Source organism: Arcanobacterium wilhelmae, assembly GCF_029632765.1.
Lineage (GTDB): Bacteria > Actinomycetota > Actinomycetes > Actinomycetales > Actinomycetaceae > Arcanobacterium > Arcanobacterium wilhelmae.
On sequence record NZ_CP121247.1, the window covers coordinates 1568458 to 1588577 of the forward strand.

The window sequence follows — 20120 nt, forward strand, 5'->3', positions numbered from 1 at the left end:
GCCCCCTAGGTAAACCAGGGGGCCACGTGTGGTATTCATCGCCAGAAAACCGCTAAATGATAAGGGTTCCCGACTGTCGGCGCTTTCCGATCCAGCGTTAGCGACGCCGATGACGCAACTCGCGCACCGGCGTCGGCGGGACTACTGCTGCGAGAGCGAGCGCATCACCGACATGAGGAACTCGCCATTCGACTCGCTCTTCTTCAGGCGCTTGAGGAGGAAGTCTGAGGCCTCCTGCACGTCCAGCGAACCGAGCGCACGGCGCATCGCCCACATCGTCTTCAACACCTCAGGGCTGTAGAGCATCTCCTCGCGGCGAGTACCGGACGCGTTGACGTCCACTGCCGGGAAGATACGGCGATCGGCAAGCTGACGCGACAGGCGCAGCTCCATGTTGCCGGTGCCCTTGAACTCCTCGAAAATCACCTCGTCCATCTTCGAGCCCGTCTCCACCAACGCCGAGGCGATGATCGTGAGCGAGCCGCCGTTTTCGATGTTGCGGGCTGCGCCGAAGAAACGCTTGGGCGGATACAGAGCCGCTGCGTCCACACCACCAGAGAGGATACGGCCCGACGCCGGGGCTGCAAGGTTGTAGGCTCGCGAAAGACGCGTGAGCGAATCGAGCAGGATCACCACATCCTGGCCGAGCTCGACAAGCCGCTTCGCGCGCTCCACCGCGAGCTCCGCCACGATCGTGTGATCGGAGGCCGGACGATCGAACGTGGAGGCGATTACCTCGCCCTTCACCACGCGCTGCATGTCCGTCACTTCCTCCGGGCGCTCGTCCACGAGCACCATCATGATGTGGACCTTCGGATCATTCTTCGCAATCGCCATCGCGATCTGCTGCATCACGACCGTCTTACCAGCCTTCGGCGGCGAAACGATCAGGCCACGCTGGCCCTTTCCGATCGGCGCAACCAGATCGATCATGCGGGTGGTGAGCGCATTCTGGGTGGTTTCAAGGCGGAGCATCTCGTTCGGGTACAGCGGCGTGAGCTTGTTGAACTCCGGACGCTGTGCCGATACCTCAGGATCGAGGCCGTTGATCGCCGTGATCTCCACCAGCGGGTTGTACTTGTGCTGACGGCGGCCCCCACGCGGCGAATCTGCGAGCGAACGCACGCTGCCCTGAACGGCGTCGCCGCGGCGCAGACCGTACTTCTTGATCATCTGCGGGGAAACGTAGGCATCGTTCTTGCCCGGCAGGTAGCCGCCGGTACGCAGGTAGGCGTTGTTGTTCTCGATATCGAAGATGCCGGCCACCGGCAGGAGCACATCCTCCGACTCCGCGGCCTGCTCGTTGGCGTTGTTCTCGTGGGCCTCGTTGTTGCCGCGGCCGTCGCGATCGCGGTTACGCCCGCGGCCACGGCCACGCGTGCGCTCACGCCGGCCTCGGCCCTGGTTCTCATCCTCGTCGCGGTGCGAGGCACGGCGCTCCGCCGCATCTCCGAGCGCGTCGAGCGCAGCCTTCTTCTCTTCGTCCGTCATCGCAGACTTCTCAGCGGTTTCAGCGTTCTCGCCCTTCGGCTCCGGAAGATCAACCTTCGCACCCCGACCACGTCCGCGGCCACGATCGCGCCGACGGCGGCCCTCGGATTCACCGTTCGCTTCACCGTTCTCACGGGGCGCCTGCCCAGCCTCAGCGGCGGGTGCGGGTGCAGATTCTTGTCCGGGCTGGGGTGCCGACTCCGCGGACGCCTTCGCATTGTGCTTCGCGATCGCGGCCTGGTATTCGGCTTTCTTCGAACGCGCCGGCACCTTCAGCCCGAGCTGGGCTGCCAGGGCCTTCAGCTCGGGAAGTTTCATTGTGGAGAGCTCAGTATTTTCGCTCACGAGGTTCCTTCCTCGGGTCTACATCGGGAATTATTCCGCTTGAAACAAAGGGGAATAAGGGGGACCACTGGAAAAACATCAGTGGTATGTGGAAAACGACCATCGGCCTGCCACGGATACGAGTATACACATTCACTGCGTATTCGCACAGCTTTACCCCGCATCACTTCCCTGAAACGGGATGAACACCACCCGCAACCGACGTGCGGATCAGTTTGATGCCCGATTCTGCCAGGCTCATCCCCATCGCCGGAGCGACCTTCGCGAACACCACCAGCGCAGGGCCACCACCTGTGTAAACAGCCGGCCAGCCCGCGCTTCGGAGCCCCCGCATCAGACTTTCTCCGATGCTCGGCCCCTTCGCGTTCACGCCGCGCGTCGCAGCCGCAATGAGACTCGGCTCACGCTCAAGCGCGTGGAGGAACATCGCCGCGCGAAGCGGCGAATCTGGCGCACCGGCGTCGGCGGAAATCTGCCCCTCGTTCGGCGGGAGCAGGAGCGCCAGCGGCAGGTTCTCAGCCACGACGAGCGGGCGCGACGTCGGGGCGCCGGCGTCCGTCCAGGCAAGCGTCGCTCCCCCGCGGAGCGCCGCTGCCGCCGCCGACGGCGAACCCACAAGTTCCGTCGCGATCGCAAGCATCTGTTCCTCGCCGAGGGCGCCCGGCTCGTCCAGGAGCTCGCGAGCGAGCGCGACTCCGGCCACAGCCTCCGCCGCTTGATCGCCAACGCCCATCCCACGCGGGATAGCGTTTCTGCAGATCAGATCGAAACCAGCGATCGGCGCGCCAACACGCTCAAGCGCAAGCGAGAGCGCTCGCGCCACCATATGCGAACCGTCTCGCGGAAGGGTACGGTTCCCCTCCCCCAGGATCGTCACCCGCGTCTGCCCCGTAGTGAGAGTGACGGACACTTCATCCCAGATATCGAGCGCAATACCCACTTCTTTCAGCCCCGGGCCGAAGCCCGTGGCCACAGCAGGCACACGCACGCGCGCATAATCGGAGGTGAGCCTCATACGGCCCACCTCCGATTACCAGCAAAAGCTACGCTCACATCTTCTCCGGAGCAGCAACACCCAGAAGGCCCAGGCCGTTACGCAGCACCTGCGCGGCGGCGTCGTTGAGGAAAAGGCGGGCGCGGTGCACGTCCGTCACTTCCTCTTCCGCACGCGGGGTGACGCGCGAGTTGCCATACCAACCATGGTAGGCTCCCGCGAGCTCCTCCAAGTAACGGGCAACGCGGTGCGGCTCGCGCAACTGCGCCGCCTGAGCTACTACCTCCGGGTACTGCGCGAGCTTCGCGAGTAGCTCCGAATCGGCCGGCGTATCGAGCAACTCGGGGCGGAAGCCCGTGCGCTCCACGCCGTGCTCGGCCGCGTTCTTATCCACCGACGCCGTACGCGCGTGAGCGTACTGCACGTAGTAGACCGGGTTGTCGTTCGTATGAGATGCGATCAGGCCAAGATCGATGACGAGCGCGGTATCCATCGCCGAACGCACCAGCGAGTAGCGCGCGGCATCCACGCCCGCGGCCTCCACCAGATCGTCGAGAACCACAACCGTGCCCGCACGCTTGGACATCCGAACCGGCTGGCCATCCTTGACCAGATTCACGAGCTGACCGATGAGGATTTCAAGGTTCTCGCCCACTCCGGCTGTATCACCGAAGGCACGAGCCATCGCATACATGCGGCCGATGTAGCCGTGGTGATCGGCGCCGAGCATGATGATCACCTTATCGGCGCCGCGCTCGCGCTTATCAAGATAGTAGGCAACATCCCCAGCGAAGTAGGCCGCATCGCCGTCGGACTTGATAACCACGCGGTCTTTATCGTCCCCAAAATCAGTGGTGCGCACCCAGGTGGCCCCATCTTGTTCGAAGATCTTGCCCTTCTCGCGCAGAATATCGATCGCCTTTGCCACCGCACCCGACCTGTGGAGGGTGTCCTCGTGGAAGTACACATCGAAGTTCACACGGAAGGCGCCAAGCTCTTCCTTGATCGAATCGAACATCATGTTCACGCCGTGCTCGCGGAAGAACTCCTGGGCGGTGGCATCATCGCCGGCGAGGATTTCCTTACCACCATCGGTGGTGAACTGAGCAAGCACCGCGGAGGCGATATCTTCAATGTACTGGCCACCGTAGCCATCTTCCGGGGCCTCCTGGCCGCGGGCGCGCGCCAGCAACGACGAGGAGAAACGATCAATCTGGGCGCCATGATCGTTGAAATAGTATTCACGAACCACGTTCGCACCATTCGCCTCGAGAATGCGCGCAAGCGAATCACCCACGGCTGCCCAGCGGGCGCCACCAATATGGATCGGGCCGGTGGGGTTCGCAGAAACGAACTCGAGGTTCACGGTTTCACCCGCGAGTCCTTCGTTGCGGCCATACTCTTCCCCTGCCTCGAGGATCGACGCAGCCAACGAGCCGGCGGCGGCCGCGTTCAGGGTGATGTTGAGGAAGCCCGGGCCAGCAATCTCGATCTTTGCGATCGCATCCGACTTCTCCAGACGCCCCACCAGAAGCTCCGCGAAAGCGCGCGGGTTCATGCCCGCTTTCTTCGCCAGCTGGAGAGCAACATTGGTTGCCCAATCGCCGTGCTCACGCGAGCGCGGGCGCTCCACCTTGACTTCGGGGAGCTCGTTCGGATCGAGGTTGATCTCGCCATCGGTGATCGCACCGGCGAGGGACTCGCGGATAAATGCGGAGAGTTCTTCTGGATTCATAGGCTCTAGTTTAGCCCGCGGTGGCGGCGTGTTTCCACGCGCAAGCGGCCCAATTCCTCACGTTTGCGCACCGACGCAGGCAACGCGCTTTCACACCAGTTCCGACGACGTCGGCGGCGGACTTTCGCGGCAAGGTCGCGGAGCGCTGGGCGAGAGCCGGGCACCGACGTCGGGAGCACGCTATTCCCATAAAGAAAAGCCGAGCCATTATGAGAAAACCGTTTTCTCATAATGGAAAGTGCGTTTCATTATGAGAAAACCACTTTCTCATAATGAATGCCGTAGAAAAATCCGACACTGCTCTGATGTGGGTGGGCGGCTCGCACCCATATGCGGTACACTCTTCAAGTCCCCCGCCCCGATAGCTCAGGGGATAGAGCGTTCGCCTCCGGAGCGAAAGGCCGCAGGTTCGAATCCTGTTCGGGGCACGGAAAACCCGCGGATTTCCGCGGGTTTTTGTTTACTCTCGGCAGGCGTTCACCTGCGCCCGTGCGCCTTAGTTTTCAATCGTGAGCGACGCTGCCGCCTGTGGGTTGGTTGGGTAGAGTTCGATCACGCGCTTGGCGAGGCTCGGCACATCCGTAATAATGCCCTCCACACCAAGATCGAGCAGTGCCACCATGGTGGCCGGATCGTTCACCGTCCACACGTGCACTGCAAGCCCGCGCCGGTGTGCCTCATCCACAAACCGCTGGTCCACCACAACCAGCCCATGCATGAGCGCTGGAACCTGCACAGCTTGCACACCCTGGCGCGGCCCCGGCACGTACATCACGCGCCTTGACGGCCACCATGTGCGCGAGGCCACCCACAGGCTCACGATCGCCGCGATCCCCAGCGACGAGGACGCCCCACGCAGCTTTCGCCGAAGAAAAGCAAGCCGGGTTTCAGAAAACGAGGCGAGCGACACTCGCCGAAGAGCATCGTGATCCTTAATCGCACGGATCAGCGGCTTGACCGCATGATTGTTTTTCGCATCGATATTGAACACGAAGTCGGGGTAGGACGAAAGCGCGTCCGTCAGGCGAAGCAACGGATTCCCCCCGTGATCACGCACACCCTCAAGCTCAGCCCACGTTTTCTTTTCGATGCGCCCATGCCCATCGGTCGTCCGATCCAAGATCGGATCGTGGAAGAGTACCACAACCCCATCTTTCGTGGCGTGCGCATCAGTTTCCATATAACGGAAGCCCAGTTCGTGCATACGTGCGAAAGCCTCAGGGGAATTTTCGGGAGCCTCGGCACCACCGGCGCGATGCGCAATCACCACGCGCTCACCCAGATTCCACACACGCATCAGAAGCACAAGCTCGCAATATCACGCGCCTGATTATCGCGCAGGAATGTGAGCGGATTCGTCGTATCGGTTTCAAGCCCTTCGCCCGGGTGAACCTCAAAGTGCAGGTGCGGGCCAGTGGAGTAGCCATTCGAGCCAACCTTGGCGATCTGCTGACCAATCTTCACTTTGTCGCCTTCTTTCACGAGCACGCCATCATCCCACATGTGCACGTACCATGAGGTGAATTTCTTCCCAGCCCGCTCGTGTTGCACAACAATCAGGTTCGATGAACGCCCTTGAACGCCTTCACCAGCGTGGATCACCACGCCATCTGCAACCGCATACACGGGGGTGCCAGCAGGAGCGGCAAAATCTTGGCCCAGGTGGAATGAGCTTTCGCCTGTAAACGGATCAGAACGGCCACCGTAGTTCGAAGTGAGGCGGTACTGGCCCACGGCGAGCGGGTAGATCAGGGCATCCTTCGTGTCAAAGAAAGCGGACGCTACAGAGTTTGCACCACTGGAGATTTTACAAAATTCGCCAGGGGCAACCGCGAGCATCTGCTCAACATCGCGAAGGCGGGATTCTTCTTCAGCTCCAGCCTTAGCCTTCAATTCTTCCGGGGTAGTGGCAGTGGTTTGGGTGGCCACAGTGTTGAGAACTGACTGGCTGTCCGTTGCTGCGGCGACGGTGGAAACGCGTGAAACGAGCAAACCGCCCATCACGGAAATGCCGAACACGGCCGACGCTGTCAAGGCCATACCCTTCACGGAATAGCGGCGCACCGCGCCGAGAAGCTTCATTCCGCCGAAAAGTTCGTGCGTGATACGTGGCTCGGCTTGAGGCTCTGGCTCCGACGGCGCCTGATCGGCACCCCGGGCGGGAGAAAGTTTGGGTTCTGTGGCGGGCGCTTCTTCAACGGGGACGGCGTTCTCAGCGGCCGCTTTTTCGGCGGCGAGACGGGCCAAACGCAACTCTTTGCGCGACGGCAGTGTACGATTTTCGCCCACGTGCTTCCCCTTCTCATAACGGCTACCTCTCCAATAATAACGGTTTGATAACAGCCCCTCCACAAAAAAGAGACCGATTTTTATGACGCCTATTACACCGCCCACGTGATGCGCCGGGCATCGGGCCACTGAGGTAGGTATAGTTACAGGCGAAAACAGGCGAAAGGGCTGAAAATATGACGAAGCGAGTGTTCTTCATCGGCGACGAGCTGATCACCGGCCAAGGTGACGCCCGCGCGCTCGGCTGGATTGGCCGTGTTCTCGCGCGCACCGAATCGGAACCTCCCGTCCTCCCCGTCACTCTCGCCTTCCCTGGCGATACCACCGCCTCTCTCGCTGAACGTTGGACGGGCGAGGTTCTTCCCCGCATGGGGCGCGACGACGAACACTACATCGTGATCGCGCTTGGCTCACACGACATCGACGCCGGGGTGACCACGGCCCGCTCACGGCTTCACTTGGCGAACGTTTTGGACGCGACCAGCCGCTACGACCTCACCCCGATGGTTGTTGGCCCGCCTCCGCGCACCGATTTGCCTGAGCGTGTACAGGTGGAGCTCACCCGCGCATTTTCGGAGGTGTGCGAGCGCCGAGGAGTGCTTTTCGTTGACTGCTACACCCCGCTCAAGGCTCACGAGCAGTGGCTCACCGACATGTCCACCTCTCACGCGTACACTCCGCGCCAGGCCGGTTATGCGCTTATCGCATGGCTGGTCACCCACCGCGGCTGGCACCGCTGGCTCGGGGTGAAGGAAGCGTAACCGACGACGCCGGTGCGAGGCCGACGAAAAGCCCGCAACCGGCGTCGTGAAACGGTAATAAAAAATGGCCGAGCGGAAAAGCTCGGCCATTTTTACACTCAGGCGTTGGGGCGCTTGCCGTGATTCGCCTTCTTCTTCTTGCGTCCACGACGCTTGTTTCCACGAGTCGACATGCTGTCCTCCTCTTTAACATTCACTGAACTGTGTGAGTCTATCGAAAAGAAGGAACAAACTCCAAACGCTTAAGCGTTCACCGACTCACGGCACATGTTCACCAGACGCTCACGCAACGCGCTCGGCGCCTCCTGTACACACCCGCGCTGCACCAGCTTGCGGACCACGACTTCCATCTTCACCGAGTGCGTACACTCTGCGCAGTTTTGCACATGGTGCATCAGCCGATGCCAATCCTCGTTCGAGATCTCTTGATCAACCAGCTCAAATAGACGGTCGGTCAGCTCGGAACATGAACAATCGCTCGTCGCGCCCGGACACCCACAATCGAGCGCCTCGATCACCTTTGCAACCTCTGTGTTCAGGCTCATCACTTCTCCCCCTTTCCATAGCCAAGTTCGTTCGCATAGTCGGCGAGGATCTCACGCAATTGCTTACGCCCACGAGAAAGCCTCGACATCACGGTGCCAATCGGTGTGCCCATGATGTCGGCGATCTCCTGGTAGGAGAACCCTTCGACGTCGGCGAGATAGACCGCTTCGCGACGATCTTCGCTCAGCTTTTCGAAAGCCTCACGAATCTCTTCGTTCGGGAGATTTTCGTACGCCTCCATCTCCGCAGACTTCATGCCCGTGGACATGTGCGATTCCGCCTGGTACTCCTGCCAGTCCTCCACCTCGTTATCGACCTCTTGCGGCCTGCGCTGCTTCTTGCGATAGTTCGAAATGAAGGTGTTATTCAGGATGCGGAAAAGCCACGCCTTGAGGTTGGTGCCCGGCGTGTACTGGTGGAAGGCGGAGAACGCCTTCGCGTACGTTTCGGACACCAGATCTTCGGCGTCGTGAGGGTTCCGGGTGAGCCGCATCGCTCCGCCATAGAGTTGATTCAGATACGGGATCGCATCCTTTTCAAACCTGGCGGCACGCTCGGCGTCCGTCTCCTCAGGAGCTCTATCGATCGTCACTCACGATCCTCTCGCTTGTTTTGGCAACGCTGGTGGCAGGGGTTTCATTCCCCGGCGATCGCCACGCCTTCGCGGAACGCCGAAACGAAATCGAGATTTTCGTTCAACACCACGAGGTTGACAGCCTCGCCCGGGGTGAATTCCAAAGTCACGCCCTGCTCGCTTCCATTGAGATGGAGCGCGTAGGCCGGACCAGCCACGCACGATTCTACGGCCTTGGCGAGGGAGAGGCATTCTCCACGCACCATCTTCTGAATTTGTTCCACCAAGCGCGAAGTTCCGCCTGCGATCGCCCCGCCGTCGGTGAGACGCGCCACGCCATCGGAAATGGTGACGGCGAGAGAGCCGAGTACGTACGAGCCGTCAGGCATTCCAGCGCCCGACATCGCATCCGTGACGAACAGGACCGACGACGGCTCGCCTTTCGCGCCGACGAACTCGACGACGTCGGACACCAGACGTGGGTCGACGTGGACAGTATCGGCAACGAGCTCGACGGCGACGTCTCCCTTGCGCGCTCCGGCTGTGAGCGCACGGACCGGGCCGGGCGCGCGGTGCAGAAGCGAGGGCATGGCGTTGAACAGGTGAGTAGCCGTTTGGGCAGGAGCAGGGAAACCAATCTCTTCGGCGTAGGCGGTAGTGAGCGCGATCGCGCCTTCCGCTTCCTCCGTGGTGGCCGACGTATGCCCCCAGGATGGCTTGGCGCCGTAATCGAGCAGGAGGCGCGCAGCGGCGACGGCGTTTTCTGCCTCGGGCGCGATCGTCATGGTTTTAATGTGCCCCTTGCCCGCCTCGAGCCAGCGGCGAAGCTCGTCCAGATCCGCACCACGCACGGCGGCCGGGTTCTGCGCACCCACCTTATGCGGAGAGATGTAGGGCCCCTCCATGTGGATACCGAGGAGCTCACCCGATTCACAAAACGGCACGAGTTTCTCAATCACCGGCACCGGATCCACCATGGACACAAGCGAGGCAAGCATCGCAGTGGTTCCGAGCGAGCGGTGGGCTTCGATCGCTGTGCGTACTTCTTCTTCCGAGGTGACGTCCGGGAACGACGCTCCCCCACCCCCGTGGCAGTGCACATCGATCAGGCCAGGCAGAATCCAGCCTTCCTCCTCGCCAGTTGCAGGAAGGACGCGGGTGATCACACCGGCGTCGTCAAGCTCGAGCCCTCCGCCCACAATCTCGCCGCGAGCGTTGAGCAACTTGCCAACCAGTTCCATTTTTCCTCGATTCAGTGACGCGCGTTCCAGCGCTCAGTATAGAAATCCGCCAACTCGAGCTGGGAGGCTGCCGCCTCGTCCACAAGCACTGTGACCTTCGGATGCATCTGGAGCACCGTGGCGGGCCACTTGGCGCTCACCGCGCCTTCGACCAATTCCTTCACTGCGCGAGCTTTACCCTCGCCGAAGGCGAGCAGAATGATTTCCTTCGCTTCCATGATGGTCCCAAGGCCTTGGGAAATCGATTCGGTGGGGACCTTCGCAAGGTCGCCGTCGAAGAAGCGGGCGTTATCCGTGCGGGTTTGGGCCGTGAGGACGTCCACGTGCGTACGCGAGACGAGCGAGCCGCCTGGCTCGTTGAAGGCGATGTGCCCATCGGAGCCGATTCCGAGGATCTGGATGGTTGCGCCGCCGAGAGCGCGGATCTGCTCATCGTAGCGCGCGGCCGCGGCCTGGGGATCCGGCGCCGACGAATCGGGCGTGAAGAGGAGTTCGTCCGTCAGACCCGTCTTGTCTTCGCCGACCAGCTCAGTGCGCAGAACGTTGCGGTAGCGTTCCGGGTGGTCGTCAGCGATCCCGACGTACTCATCCAGAGCGATCGCCTTCTTGCCAGCGAGAGTGAACGTTCCTGCGGCGTGCGCGGCACGAAGACGCTCATAGAGCTTCAGTGGCGTTGACCCGGTGGCGACACCGAGCACCGGATCGGTTGCGCCACCAACGACGTCGATGATGTGAGCCGCCGCGTAATCGGCTGCGGCTTCCTGGGTTTGGAAGATCCCGACCTGCATATTTGCCCCTTTACAAATGTTGCTTGCGATACTTCCATTCTGGCACGTGAGCGGAGCGGCTGGGTAGCGAGAACGGAAATTTGTCTGATGTATTTTTCGCCACCCTACCTCCATTTGAGATCGATTCTCGCTTAGAGACACTGAGGCGGGACGTTCGCCCCCAATTAGTCAGCATACTGTACATATTTATGTAACATTTCCGCACGAATTCCCTCAATGGGTTGAAGAAAAAGTTTGCGACACATACGCTGGAAGACGTCCTTGGAACACACACAACCATCAAAGGAGATGCAAGTGACAACCGAAATTCCCGCAAAGTTCACCGCGGCTGTGGTGGAGAAGTTCGGCGATCCGCTGAACGTCCGCGAAGTTGATATGCCCGAGCCCGGTCTCAACCAGGCTCTCGTGAAGAACATTGCCACCGGCGTCTGCCACACCGATCTTCACGCAGCTCAAGGCGACTGGCCGGTCCGCCCCGAGCCGCCATTCATCCCGGGCCACGAGGGCGTTGGCCGCATCGTCAAGCTCGGCCCGGGTGAGCACTCGGTCAAGGTTGGCGATCTCGTCGGCAACGCATGGCTCTGGAGCGCCTGTGGCGAGTGCGATATGTGCCTGTCTGGCTGGGAGACCCTCTGCCGTAAGGCAGTGTTCGGCGGCTACACCGCCGACGGTTCCTTCGGCGAGTACATGCTCGTTGACACCCGCTTCGCCGCCCGCATTCCGGAGGGCGTGGACGAGGTCGAAGTTGCACCGATCCTGTGCGCAGGCGTCACTGTCTACAAGGGCCTGAAGGTCACCGACACCCGCCCGGGCCAGTTCATGGTCATTTCCGGCATCGGCGGCCTCGGCCACATCGCAGTCCAGTACGCAAAGGCCATGGGCCTGCGCGTGATCGCTGTCGATATCGCTGATGAGAAGCTCGAGCTGGCAACAAAGCACGGCGCTGAGTTCACCATCAACGCAGCCAAGGAAGATCCGGTTGCGAAGGTCCAGGAGTACACCGACGGCGGCGCCCACGGCGTGCTCGTCACCGCAGTTCACCCGGCCGCGTTCGGCCAGGCAGTCGGCATGGTTCGCTCCAACGGCACCGTCGTGTTCAACGGCCTGCCCCCGGGGGAATTCCCGGCCAACATCTTCGATATCGTGTTGCGCGGCATCACGATTCGCGGCTCGCTGGTGGGCACCCGCCTCGATCTCGCAGAAGCTATCGACTTCTACGCTCGCGGCCTGATCAAGCCCACCGTCAAGGAGACCACCCTTGACCACATCAACGACGTGTTCGACGAGATGAAGGCCGGTAAGATCGACGGCCGCATGGCGATCCGTTACTGATCACGCTAGCGAATAACACCTAGCACCTCAGGAGTGGACGGCGAGGATCCTCGCCGTCCACTCCTTTTTGCTGATGAGCGCCACAAAAATCGGCGCCAGCTCACGCCGTCACGCCTTTCACCTAAGAGGGATAATCACTATCATTATTCGCAGTGTTATTCTCGAGATGAAAGGTCAGCATGCACCTCCCCCGCTCTGTCACGGCCGCATTGGGCAAGTTGACCGCTCTCGCGAGCCTCAGTGCGCTCGCCGCCTGCGCACCGGCGTCGGCGGCGGAAAACGATGGCCTGGTGATCGTTGCCTCCACGCCGATCATGGCCGATTTCGTCCGCAATGTCGCCCCGAACGCAACCGTGGAAACCCTCGTCCCCATGGGCGCCGATCCGCACACCTACGAGCCGTCAATGGCCGCACTGCGCGACATCGCCCGCGCCGATATCGCCTTCTCCAACGGGCTCCTCCTCGAAGCCCAAGCCCTGACGCATACCATCGATTCGAACCTGCCCGACGGCGCAAAAAACGTTGCGCTCGGCTCAGAATCAGTCAAGTTCGGCGCGCGCCAAATCCCACTCGTCGAGAACGCATCACTGGCCACCGTCTGGCTCGGACTACGCGTGGACGGCCAGGGCGGTAGCCAAGATTACGTCACTATCAACGCCACGAAAGCCGACGGCCCCGGCACCATCTCAGCCTTCACCACCGGAACATTCGGCGAGCCCACAGCATGGATGAACTCGGGCGACGGAATCGACCCTGCAAAAGACACCGTCAAGCTCCCCACCAACGCACACACCCACATGTCGTGGGGATTCTCCAAACAAGGCATCTACACGCTCTCCCTCGAGGCCGTGCTCCACTCGGGCACAGCGGAAAAGGCCCTCGGAAACGCGACCCTCACGTTCGCCGTCGGGATCGATCCACACGAGGCCGGAAAAACCGTGATCGATACCGGCCACCAAGACATCACCGCACACCTCGACGGCGGAATGACGCTCTACGGAGATACCCCCGCCGGTACAGGAAACCGGGAGATCGCCGACGTCGTCATCGCAGTCCCCAACTCGACCACCACCATCGTTCCGGACAACCGGTGGAACTTCCTCGGCCACCCGGGCGCCGAGGCCTGGATCCTCGCCCAAGCCGTCATCGGACAGCACGTCCACGGAGAAATCGATCCACACATGTGGCACGACGTGCGCAACGCAATCGCCTACACGGAAACGATCGCGGACGAACTCGGGCGGATCGACCCCAAGAACGCCGCAAGCTATTCGAAAAACGCGGCCGCCTATTCCAAGAAGCTGGAGAACCTCGACGAGTGGACCCGAGCCGTCCTCACCTCCATCCCCGCCTCCCAGCGCACGCTGGTCACCGCACACGATTCGTTCGGATACCTCGCCAAAGCCTACGGAATGACGATTGCCGGGTTCGTCGCGCCCAACCCGTCGCTCGAACCATCCGTTCAGCAACTCACGAACCTCACGCGCACGCTCGAAGCCCTCCCCGCGCCGGGCGTGTTCGTCGAGCCGACGTCGTCCTCGCACCTCAAAGAACTGGTCGGAATCGCGCACTCCACGCGTAAGGAGCTGTGCAACATCTACTCCGACACCCTCACGCCCGAGGTCCCCACCTACGAAGCCCTCGTGGAATACAACGTGAAATCCCTCAAATCGTGCCTCGACCCGGCGTCGCTCCCCGCATGGGAGCCCGCAGCTCAACACACCATCCCCAATCCATCAACACAGACGGAGACAAAGTGAAAAAGACAGCCCTGTCCGCCCTCGCAGCTCTCGCGCTCGCCTTCGCGCCAGCCGTAGCGTTCGCGCAAGATAACCCCGGCCCAGCCGATCCTGCGCTCACTCAGGTGGTCAACGAAAACGAAGAGATCGCCCCCCTCGGCACGCCAGTGGAGCTTGACGCCGGGCACGCCGACCTCGGACCGAAGTACCTCGACGGAAAGTGGACCTTCATGGTCCGCGACGACACCAAGGGCGCCCCCGTGTGGCGCCACTTGGAAGACGTCGTGTTCCGCGTACACGACAAGGCGAAACTCACTCTCCCGAAGGATCCTGCGTACGACTTCATCAAGGCCTCCGGCGACGTGTATGCGATCCCGCAGACCGAAGCGGAAGGCGTGATCTGGCTCGGCTGGAACACCCAGGATCCGGCCGTGGTGAAGAAACTCGGCAACGGGGTATCGCTCGTATACGGCGGCCACCAAGGCGAGGGCGATCTCAACGTGTTCGTGCAGGCTGGCAATTTCGCTGGGCCGACCCAGCTGTGGAACTCCGCGAAGAATGAGGCACAGCCGATTCACGTGGATCCCAACACGCACACGCACGCGAACTGGGTGTTCACGAAGCCTGGCACGCATCTTGTGCGGCTGACCGCACAGGCGCGGCTCGCTGACGGCTCAAGCGTGGAGGACGCGCAGGTGCTGCGCTTCGCCGTCGGGGACGGCGCGGACGCGAAGGACGCCGCGAGCGCAACATGGACCGAGAAAACCGAGCCGAGCGCGAAGGCGTCTGTTGAAGCTCCGAGCGCTGTCGATAAGTCCACGTCCCTGCCGCTGTATGTCGGCGCGGGGCTCGCGGTAGCCGTTGTCGTGATCGTCGGCGTCGTTGTGGTGCTCAAACGCCGCGCCGCCGCGGACCGCGCGGCAGCCGCGAAGGCGGTCGAAGAGTGAGCCTGCCCGCACTGAAAGTCGAGGGGCTGAACGTCACCCTCACGGGCCGCTCGATCCTCGAAAACATCGGCTTCGAGGTAGCTAAAGGCGAGCTCGCCGGGCTCATTGGCCCCAACGGCGCCGGAAAAACCACTCTCATGCGAGCCATCATGGGGCTCATCCGTTCACAAGGAATCGTGGAAACTTCTGGGAAGATCGGGTATGTTCCCCAGCGCCAAGATGTGGACTGGGCCTACCCGATGAGCGTCGAAACGCTCGTGCGCACCACGTTCGTGGGCCGCGCGCACAAGGTTTCGCGGCGCGAGGGGCTCGCCCTCGCCTACCAGGCCCTGAAGAAGGTGGGGATGTACGAGCTGCGCGAGCGCACGATCGACGAGCTCTCCGGCGGGCAAAAGCAGCGCATCCTCATCGCCCGAGCGCTCGCCCCGAACCCGGATATTTTGCTTCTCGACGAGCCGTTTACCGGGCTCGACCACCCGAACCAGGATCTGCTCTCGGACCTGTTCGTGGAGCTCGCGCGCGGCGGGGTTGGGATCCTGATGTCCACGCACGATCTGACGCAGGCTGTGGATATTTGCGATTCGCTCGTGATGATCAATCGAACGGTGCGCGCGGCCGGCAAACCTGCGGACCTCATGGAGCCGCAACTGTGGATCGACACGTACCAGGTGCGCGAAAACTCAGCGCTCCTACGCTCTTTGGGGATGGTGAATGCATGAGCCTCATTCAGTTCTTTGCCGATCTGGCGAACCCGAACCTGGCGTTCTTGCCGCGAGCGCTTCTCGTGGCCGCGCTCTCCTCGATCATCTGTGGTGTGGTGGGCGTGCATGTGGTGTTGCGCGGGCTGTCGTTCGTGGGCGACGCGCTCTCCCACGCGGTCTTTCCCGGCATCGCGGTGGCGTTCGCGTTGCAGGGCTCGATCCTGCTCGGCGGAGCCGTGGCGGGTGTTGTGGTGGCGGTGCTGATCGCATCGTTTTCACAAAACCGGCGCCTGCGCGAAGATTCGGTGATCGGGGTGTTTTTCGTGGCGGCGTTCGCGCTCGGCCTGGTGATCGTTTCGCGCACGCCCGGATATACGGGCTCGCTTGAGTCGCTCCTGTTTGGTTCGCTGACGGGCGTGACGAACACGAATATTTTGCAGGCCGTGGGCGTTGGCGCAGTGATCGTGGCTGTGCTGGTAGCGGCGCATTCACGTATCACGTTAGTAAGCGTGGACCGCGAGTTCGCGCGTGCCCAGGGCATTCGCGTGTTCTGGATCGACTTGTTGCTGTTCGTGGTGATCTCGGCGGCCGTGGTGATTTCGGTGCAGACAATCGGCAATATTCTTGTGCTGGCGTTGCTGGTGGCGCCGGCGGCGACGGCACGTTTGCTCACCGACCGCGTTCTCCCAATGATGCTGATCGGCCCTGCAGTTGGCGCGCTCAGCGCGTTTGTGGGGATTTGGCTTTCGTGGGCGTGGAACCTTCCGTCCGGAGCGGCGATTGTGCTGGTTGCCACCGTGATTTTCGTACTGGTGTGGGCGTTCGCGCCTGGGCGCGGGCTGGTGGCGTCGCTTCGCCACTCGCGCACGCCGGCGTCGGCTGCCTAGCGACAAACGAAACTGCACCAACGACGTCGGCGCGCTTGTCGCGAAAAGCCGCGGGTAGGTTTTCCTCCCGCGGCTTTTCTGTGTCCGAAATTGCGCAACTCCTGTATCTCAAACCACCCGTGCGGTTTAATAGGAATATGAGTATTTTGCAGAAGATTTCCCGTCCACTCCTCGCTGCGCCGTTTGTGTCGGCGGGCCTCGAAGCTCTCGCAAAGCCGGCAGGGCACCGCGAGCGCACGCAGGTTCTCCTCGATGCAGCGAAGAAAACCGGCTGCCCTGTGGCGCAGAAGGATCTCAAGCCGCAGGTCGTGGATCTCGCCACCCGCGCAACTGGTGCCGTGATGGCGCTCAGCGGCCTCGCGCTTGCAACCGGGCGCCTGCCGCGTTCGGCTGCGCTCGTGCTCGGCACGCTGCAGGTTCCTCTTGCCCTCGCTAACAACCCGTTCTGGTTGCATTCGGGCGAGGAGCGCCAGCGCGATCTGGCACGCCTGGTGCAGAACGCTGGCCTGATCGGTGGAGCGCTGATGGCCGCTCGCGATCGTTCCGGCGCTCCGAGCCTCGGCTGGCGCGCGAACAAGCTTGCCGGCGAGATCTCGGATTCGGCCTCGGCGAAGATCGACGCGATTACCGCAAAGGTGACTGCATGAGTTGGTGCGCGCCACGCGCATCGGCGATCCGTGCCCGCGTTGAACTTCCGGGCTCGAAATCGCTCACAAACCGCTATCTTGTGCTGGCTGGGCTCGGGAGCGGGCCAGCGGTGATCCGCCACCCCCTCATGGCCCGCGACACTGCGCTGATGGCCGGCGCGCTTGAGGCGCTCGGTGTGCGTGTTGAGCGAGGCGAAGACGAGTGGCGGGTTTCGCCCGGCCCGTTGCGCGGCGCACGGCTCGACGTGGGCCTGTCTGGGACTGTCATGCGTTTCCTTACCCCGCTCGCAGCTTTCGCCCGCGGGGAGGTGATTCTCGACGGCGATCTTGCAGCTCGCGCCCGCCCGATGGCGGGCCAGGTGGCCGCGTTGCGCCGGCTCGGCGTGCGAATCGAGGGCGATTCACTGCCGCTTGCCATGTTTGGCGAGGGCAGGGTTTCCGGCGGCGAGGTGGAAATCGACGCATCGGCGTCGTCACAGTTCGTCTCCGGCCTGCTCCTGGCCGCGCCGCGCATGGACCGCGGGCTCACGCTCCGCCACGTCGGCGGCGCGCTTCCCTCCCTCCCCCATATTCGTATGACGCTGGAGTGCCTGGCTCGCACGGGCATCAATGCCCGCGAAATCGGACCCGGCGCCTGGCGCGTGGAACCAGGCGAAGTACGGCTCGGAAGCGTGGAGGTGGAGCCCGATTTGACGAATGCCGGCCCATTCCTCGCCGCAGCGATGGTGACCGGTGGCGAGGTGAAGATCCCCTGGCCGACACGCACGACACAGGCGGGAGATTCCTACCGGAACATTTTCGAGCGCATGGGTGCGCGCGTTTCCTTCGGGGGCGGCGAGCTGCGTTTGTGCGGCCCGCAGCGCATCGAGCCCCTCGAGTTGGACGCCCACGACGTCGGAGAGCTGGTTCCCACGCTCGCTGCTGTGGCACTCTTCGCTACTGGGACGAGCCGTTTCACCGGCGTCGGGCACCTGCGCGGGCACGAGACGGACCGGCTCGCAGCGCTCGCGCAGTCGCTCACGGCACTCGGTGCGTGTGTGGAAACCGGCGCGGACTGGCTGGAAATTGTGCCCCCGACGTCGCCGGGGCCAGCCGCGCTCAAAGCCTACGGCGACCATCGGATGGCCACGTTCGCCGCGATCGCCGGGCTACGAACCGACGTCACCTTGGACCATGTGGAAGAAACTGCGAAAACTCTGCCCCAGTTCGAGGCGCTGTGGGCGAAAATGATCAACGATTCGGAGAGTGAATGAGCCGCAGAGATATCGGTACTGACGACCCACGCGTGCGCGTGCGCCCTGGGAAGGGCTCGCGTCCGCGCACGAAAATCCGCCCCGACTATTCGGATGCGAGGCGTGGGCGCGTACTGCGCATCGACCGAGGACGCTACCACGTGCGTATGCTCGACGACGGCGTGGATGTGGTGGCTGTCAAGGCGCGAGAGCTCGGGCGCGGAAAACTCGCTGTGGGAGACGTGGTGGCGATGGTCGGGGATCTGACGGGCACGAAAGATACCCTCGCGCGCATCGCTGCGATCGACGAGCGCACCACTGTTCTTCGGCGTACAGCCGAGGAAGGCGAGGCGAGCGGAACCGAGCGCATCATCGTCGCGAACGCGGACCAGCTGGTGATCGTCACGGCGCTGGCGCAACCCGAGCCGCGCCCGGGGATGATCGACCGCTGCCTCGTGGCCGCCTACGACGCCGGCATGACGCCGATCCTCATGCTCACCAAGGCAGATCTTGCCGATCCTGCCGAGCTGTTGGCATTGTACGATGCGCTCGACCTACAAATTTTGGTCTCGTCCACCGCGCCCGTCGATCCGCACGCAGACTTGACGCCGGTGCGCGAGGCGCTCACCGGGCACGTCTCGGTGCTCGTTGGGCACTCCGGCGTCGGGAAGTCCACGCTGCTCAATGCGCTCGTGGAGGGCGCCGGGCGAGAAACCGGGCATGTGAACGAGGTGACGGGGCGCGGGCGGCACACGTCGACGTCGGCGATGGCGTTCGACTTCCCGGGCGGGGCGATCATTGACACTCCCGGGGTACGAACGTTTGGGCTGGCGCACGTTGGCCCCAACGATCTGCTGCGCGGTTTCCCGGATCTCGAAGCAATCGCCGAGGAAGCATGCCCGCGCGGATGTACCCACGAGGAAGGCGCAATCGACTGCGCACTGTCCGAGGTGAGCGAGCCGCGCCTCGTGGCGCGGGTTGCGTCGTTCCGGCGCTTACTCGAAGCGAAAACCGGTTCAGACTAGGTTCACATCGCGGAACGTTTTATCTCGTTTTTCGTTCGCAGTGTGGGACGGACCGCTTGGCGCGGTACACTGATCACGTGAGGAGGCTCGCTTGAAACGGCGGGCCTTAAACGGTTGAATTCACTCAACACAAACCCAAGTAAATGGAGGGGAAAGCGTGGAAAAGGAAATCCTGAGCTGGGAGATGTTCGGCGATGCAACTCGCGAACTTGCAACCAACGTTTGGGAGTCCGGCTACCGGCCCGACCTGATCGTCTGCGTGGCGCGCGGCGGTCTCATCCCTGCGGGCGCGATGGCATACGCGCTCGATATGAAGCCTGTTCTCGTGATGAACGTGGAGTTCTACACCAAGATTGGTGAAACCCTCCCCGATCCGCGCCTCCTTAACCCCCTCCCGGATTTCTCGGCGCTCAAGGGCGCCAAAGTTCTCATCGTGGACGACGTGGTGGATTCCGGCCGCACCTTGAAGTATGTGCAGGAGCTGTGCGAGGCCAACGAGGTCGGCGAGATGCGCCTGGCCGTGATCTACGAGAAGCCCACCTCGGTGCTGAAGGCCGATTACGTGTGGCGCGATACCGACCTGTGGATCTCCTTCCCCTGGTCCGAGAAGGATCCGGTGAACGCTGGCGAAGATTACGTGAAGGTAGACTGAGCGAGTTTTTTGAGGAGGCGGCCCTGCGGGGCCGCCTTTTCTTTGCGTTTGGTGGCATTGATGGCAGGGGCGCAACCGCGGGAAGCGATGGAGCTGGGGAACAAACTTTCGCGCTGAAAATCATGAGTTTTTGGTTCGAATTCGGCGGTTCGAAAAGTGATCGCGAAAAACTGTCATACCCCTACCACTATGGT

The 20120-nt window shown here is 62.4% G+C and carries 20 protein-coding genes and 1 tRNA gene; 11 read left to right on the forward strand and 10 right to left on the reverse strand.

From position 1 onward, the window contains the following. Window positions 1-141: 141 nt before the first annotated feature. The 3 genes from rho to argS all read right to left on the reverse strand — a co-directional run bounded on the left by rho (window position 142) and on the right by argS (window position 4565). Window positions 142-1836 (reverse strand): transcription termination factor Rho, encoded by a 1695-nt coding sequence (gene rho / locus P8A24_RS06975; RefSeq protein WP_278057888.1) that lies wholly within the window; start codon window positions 1834-1836, stop codon window positions 142-144. Between the two features lie 163 nt (window positions 1837-1999). Beyond that, a complete protein-coding gene (locus P8A24_RS06980; protein ID WP_278057889.1) occupies window positions 2000-2851 on the reverse strand; it encodes a GHMP family kinase ATP-binding protein in 852 nt (283 codons plus the stop codon). Window positions 2852-2885: 34 nt separating this feature from the next. Further along, complete coding sequence (gene argS, locus P8A24_RS06985) at window positions 2886-4565, reverse strand: arginine--tRNA ligase (RefSeq protein WP_278057890.1); 1680 nt, start codon at window positions 4563-4565, stop codon at window positions 2886-2888. A gap of 355 nt (window positions 4566-4920) precedes the next feature. Between argS and P8A24_RS06990 the strand changes: the two genes are divergently transcribed. Then, a tRNA-Arg gene (locus tag P8A24_RS06990) sits at window positions 4921-4993 on the forward strand. Window positions 4994-5061: 68 nt separating this feature from the next. Here the strand turns inward: P8A24_RS06990 and P8A24_RS06995 are convergent. Further along, on the reverse strand, window positions 5062-5862 hold the full coding sequence (locus P8A24_RS06995) for a glycerophosphodiester phosphodiesterase family protein (RefSeq protein ID WP_278060234.1): 801 nt from the start codon (window positions 5860-5862) through the stop codon (window positions 5062-5064). Further along, window positions 5862-6854 (reverse strand): M23 family metallopeptidase, encoded by a 993-nt coding sequence (locus P8A24_RS07000; protein ID WP_278057891.1) that lies wholly within the window; start codon window positions 6852-6854, stop codon window positions 5862-5864. Before P8A24_RS07000 ends, P8A24_RS06995 begins: the two co-directional genes overlap by 1 nt. A 176-nt stretch (window positions 6855-7030) precedes the next feature. Between P8A24_RS07000 and P8A24_RS07005 the strand changes: the two genes are divergently transcribed. Next, window positions 7031-7615 carry a GDSL-type esterase/lipase family protein gene (locus P8A24_RS07005; protein WP_278057892.1) on the forward strand — a complete coding sequence of 195 codons (585 nt, stop codon included), beginning with the start codon at window positions 7031-7033 and terminating at the stop codon, window positions 7613-7615. Between the two features lie 98 nt (window positions 7616-7713). Here P8A24_RS07005 and P8A24_RS08935 read toward each other — a convergent pair whose 3' ends face one another. From P8A24_RS08935 to P8A24_RS07025, 5 genes are all read right to left on the reverse strand, one after another. Further along, a complete protein-coding gene (locus P8A24_RS08935; RefSeq protein ID WP_370870610.1) occupies window positions 7714-7788 on the reverse strand; it encodes a 50S ribosomal protein bL37 in 75 nt (24 codons plus the stop codon). A gap of 69 nt (window positions 7789-7857) precedes the next feature. Beyond that, window positions 7858-8160, reverse strand: a complete 303-nt coding sequence (rsrA, locus tag P8A24_RS07010; RefSeq protein ID WP_278057893.1) for a mycothiol system anti-sigma-R factor — start codon at window positions 8158-8160, stop codon at window positions 7858-7860. After that, a complete protein-coding gene (locus P8A24_RS07015) occupies window positions 8160-8753 on the reverse strand; it encodes a sigma-70 family RNA polymerase sigma factor (RefSeq protein ID WP_278057894.1) in 594 nt (197 codons plus the stop codon). The genes rsrA and P8A24_RS07015 overlap by 1 nt, the downstream gene beginning before the upstream one ends. A gap of 44 nt (window positions 8754-8797) precedes the next feature. Then, window positions 8798-9976, reverse strand: a complete 1179-nt coding sequence (locus P8A24_RS07020; protein ID WP_278057895.1) for an N-acetylglucosamine-6-phosphate deacetylase — start codon at window positions 9974-9976, stop codon at window positions 8798-8800. Between the two features lie 11 nt (window positions 9977-9987). Further along, the gene (locus tag P8A24_RS07025; RefSeq protein ID WP_278057896.1) at window positions 9988-10764 is read right to left on the reverse strand and encodes a glucosamine-6-phosphate deaminase; all 777 of its coding nucleotides are present in this window, start codon (window positions 10762-10764) and stop codon (window positions 9988-9990) included. 294 nt (window positions 10765-11058) lie between these two features. Between P8A24_RS07025 and adhP the strand changes: the two genes are divergently transcribed. The 9 genes from adhP (at window position 11059) to P8A24_RS07070 (ending at window position 19926) form a co-directional block, all read left to right on the forward strand. Beyond that, window positions 11059-12096, forward strand: coding sequence for an alcohol dehydrogenase AdhP (adhP, locus tag P8A24_RS07030; protein ID WP_278057897.1), 1038 nt, complete (start codon window positions 11059-11061; stop codon window positions 12094-12096). Between the two features lie 179 nt (window positions 12097-12275). After that, window positions 12276-13856: an anchored repeat ABC transporter, substrate-binding protein gene (locus tag P8A24_RS07035; RefSeq protein WP_278057898.1), complete on the forward strand. Its 1581-nt coding sequence runs from the start codon at window positions 12276-12278 to the stop codon at window positions 13854-13856. Then, the gene (locus P8A24_RS07040; RefSeq protein ID WP_278057899.1) at window positions 13853-14782 is read left to right on the forward strand and encodes a choice-of-anchor M domain-containing protein; all 930 of its coding nucleotides are present in this window, start codon (window positions 13853-13855) and stop codon (window positions 14780-14782) included. Before P8A24_RS07035 ends, P8A24_RS07040 begins: the two co-directional genes overlap by 4 nt. A gap of 2 nt (window positions 14783-14784) precedes the next feature. After that, window positions 14785-15501 carry a metal ABC transporter ATP-binding protein gene (locus tag P8A24_RS07045; RefSeq protein WP_278060235.1) on the forward strand — a complete coding sequence of 239 codons (717 nt, stop codon included), beginning with the start codon at window positions 14785-14787 and terminating at the stop codon, window positions 15499-15501. Then, window positions 15498-16370, forward strand: a complete 873-nt coding sequence (locus P8A24_RS07050; RefSeq protein WP_278057900.1) for an anchored repeat-type ABC transporter permease subunit — start codon at window positions 15498-15500, stop codon at window positions 16368-16370. Before P8A24_RS07045 ends, P8A24_RS07050 begins: the two co-directional genes overlap by 4 nt. 137 nt (window positions 16371-16507) lie before the next feature. Further along, window positions 16508-17017, forward strand: a complete 510-nt coding sequence (locus tag P8A24_RS07055; protein ID WP_278057901.1) for a DoxX family membrane protein — start codon at window positions 16508-16510, stop codon at window positions 17015-17017. Then, window positions 17014-18270, forward strand: a complete 1257-nt coding sequence (gene aroA, locus P8A24_RS07060; RefSeq protein WP_278057902.1) for a 3-phosphoshikimate 1-carboxyvinyltransferase — start codon at window positions 17014-17016, stop codon at window positions 18268-18270. The genes P8A24_RS07055 and aroA overlap by 4 nt, the downstream gene beginning before the upstream one ends. Next, entirely contained in the window at window positions 18267-19274 is a 1008-nt protein-coding gene (gene rsgA, locus P8A24_RS07065; RefSeq protein ID WP_278057903.1) for a ribosome small subunit-dependent GTPase A, read from the forward strand. The genes aroA and rsgA overlap by 4 nt, the downstream gene beginning before the upstream one ends. A gap of 157 nt (window positions 19275-19431) precedes the next feature. Continuing rightward, complete coding sequence (locus P8A24_RS07070; RefSeq protein ID WP_278057904.1) at window positions 19432-19926, forward strand: phosphoribosyltransferase; 495 nt, start codon at window positions 19432-19434, stop codon at window positions 19924-19926. Window positions 19927-20120 lie beyond the last annotated feature (194 nt).

What these genes read in the sequence shown, in the direction of transcription:
- P8A24_RS07020 (WP_278057895.1), bottom strand. Translation starts at nt 9,976, where the DNA reads ATGGAACTGGTTGGCAAGTTGCTCAACGCTCGCGGCGAGATTGTGGGC.
- P8A24_RS06980 (WP_278057889.1), bottom strand. Translation starts at nt 2,851, where the DNA reads ATGAGGCTCACCTCCGATTATGCGCGCGTGCGTGTGCCTGCTGTGGCC.
- P8A24_RS07055 (WP_278057901.1), top strand. Translation starts at nt 16,508, where the DNA reads ATGAGTATTTTGCAGAAGATTTCCCGTCCACTCCTCGCTGCGCCGTTT.
- P8A24_RS07005 (WP_278057892.1), top strand. Translation starts at nt 7,031, where the DNA reads ATGACGAAGCGAGTGTTCTTCATCGGCGACGAGCTGATCACCGGCCAA.
- aroA (WP_278057902.1), top strand. Translation starts at nt 17,014, where the DNA reads ATGAGTTGGTGCGCGCCACGCGCATCGGCGATCCGTGCCCGCGTTGAA.
- P8A24_RS06995 (WP_278060234.1), bottom strand. Translation starts at nt 5,862, where the DNA reads ATGCGTGTGTGGAATCTGGGTGAGCGCGTGGTGATTGCGCATCGCGCC.
- P8A24_RS07025 (WP_278057896.1), bottom strand. Translation starts at nt 10,764, where the DNA reads ATGCAGGTCGGGATCTTCCAAACCCAGGAAGCCGCAGCCGATTACGCG.
- rsrA (WP_278057893.1), bottom strand. Translation starts at nt 8,160, where the DNA reads ATGAGCCTGAACACAGAGGTTGCAAAGGTGATCGAGGCGCTCGATTGT.
- rsgA (WP_278057903.1), top strand. Translation starts at nt 18,267, where the DNA reads ATGAGCCGCAGAGATATCGGTACTGACGACCCACGCGTGCGCGTGCGC.
- P8A24_RS07035 (WP_278057898.1), top strand. Translation starts at nt 12,276, where the DNA reads ATGCACCTCCCCCGCTCTGTCACGGCCGCATTGGGCAAGTTGACCGCT.
- P8A24_RS07050 (WP_278057900.1), top strand. Translation starts at nt 15,498, where the DNA reads ATGAGCCTCATTCAGTTCTTTGCCGATCTGGCGAACCCGAACCTGGCG.
- argS (WP_278057890.1), bottom strand. Translation starts at nt 4,565, where the DNA reads ATGAATCCAGAAGAACTCTCCGCATTTATCCGCGAGTCCCTCGCCGGT.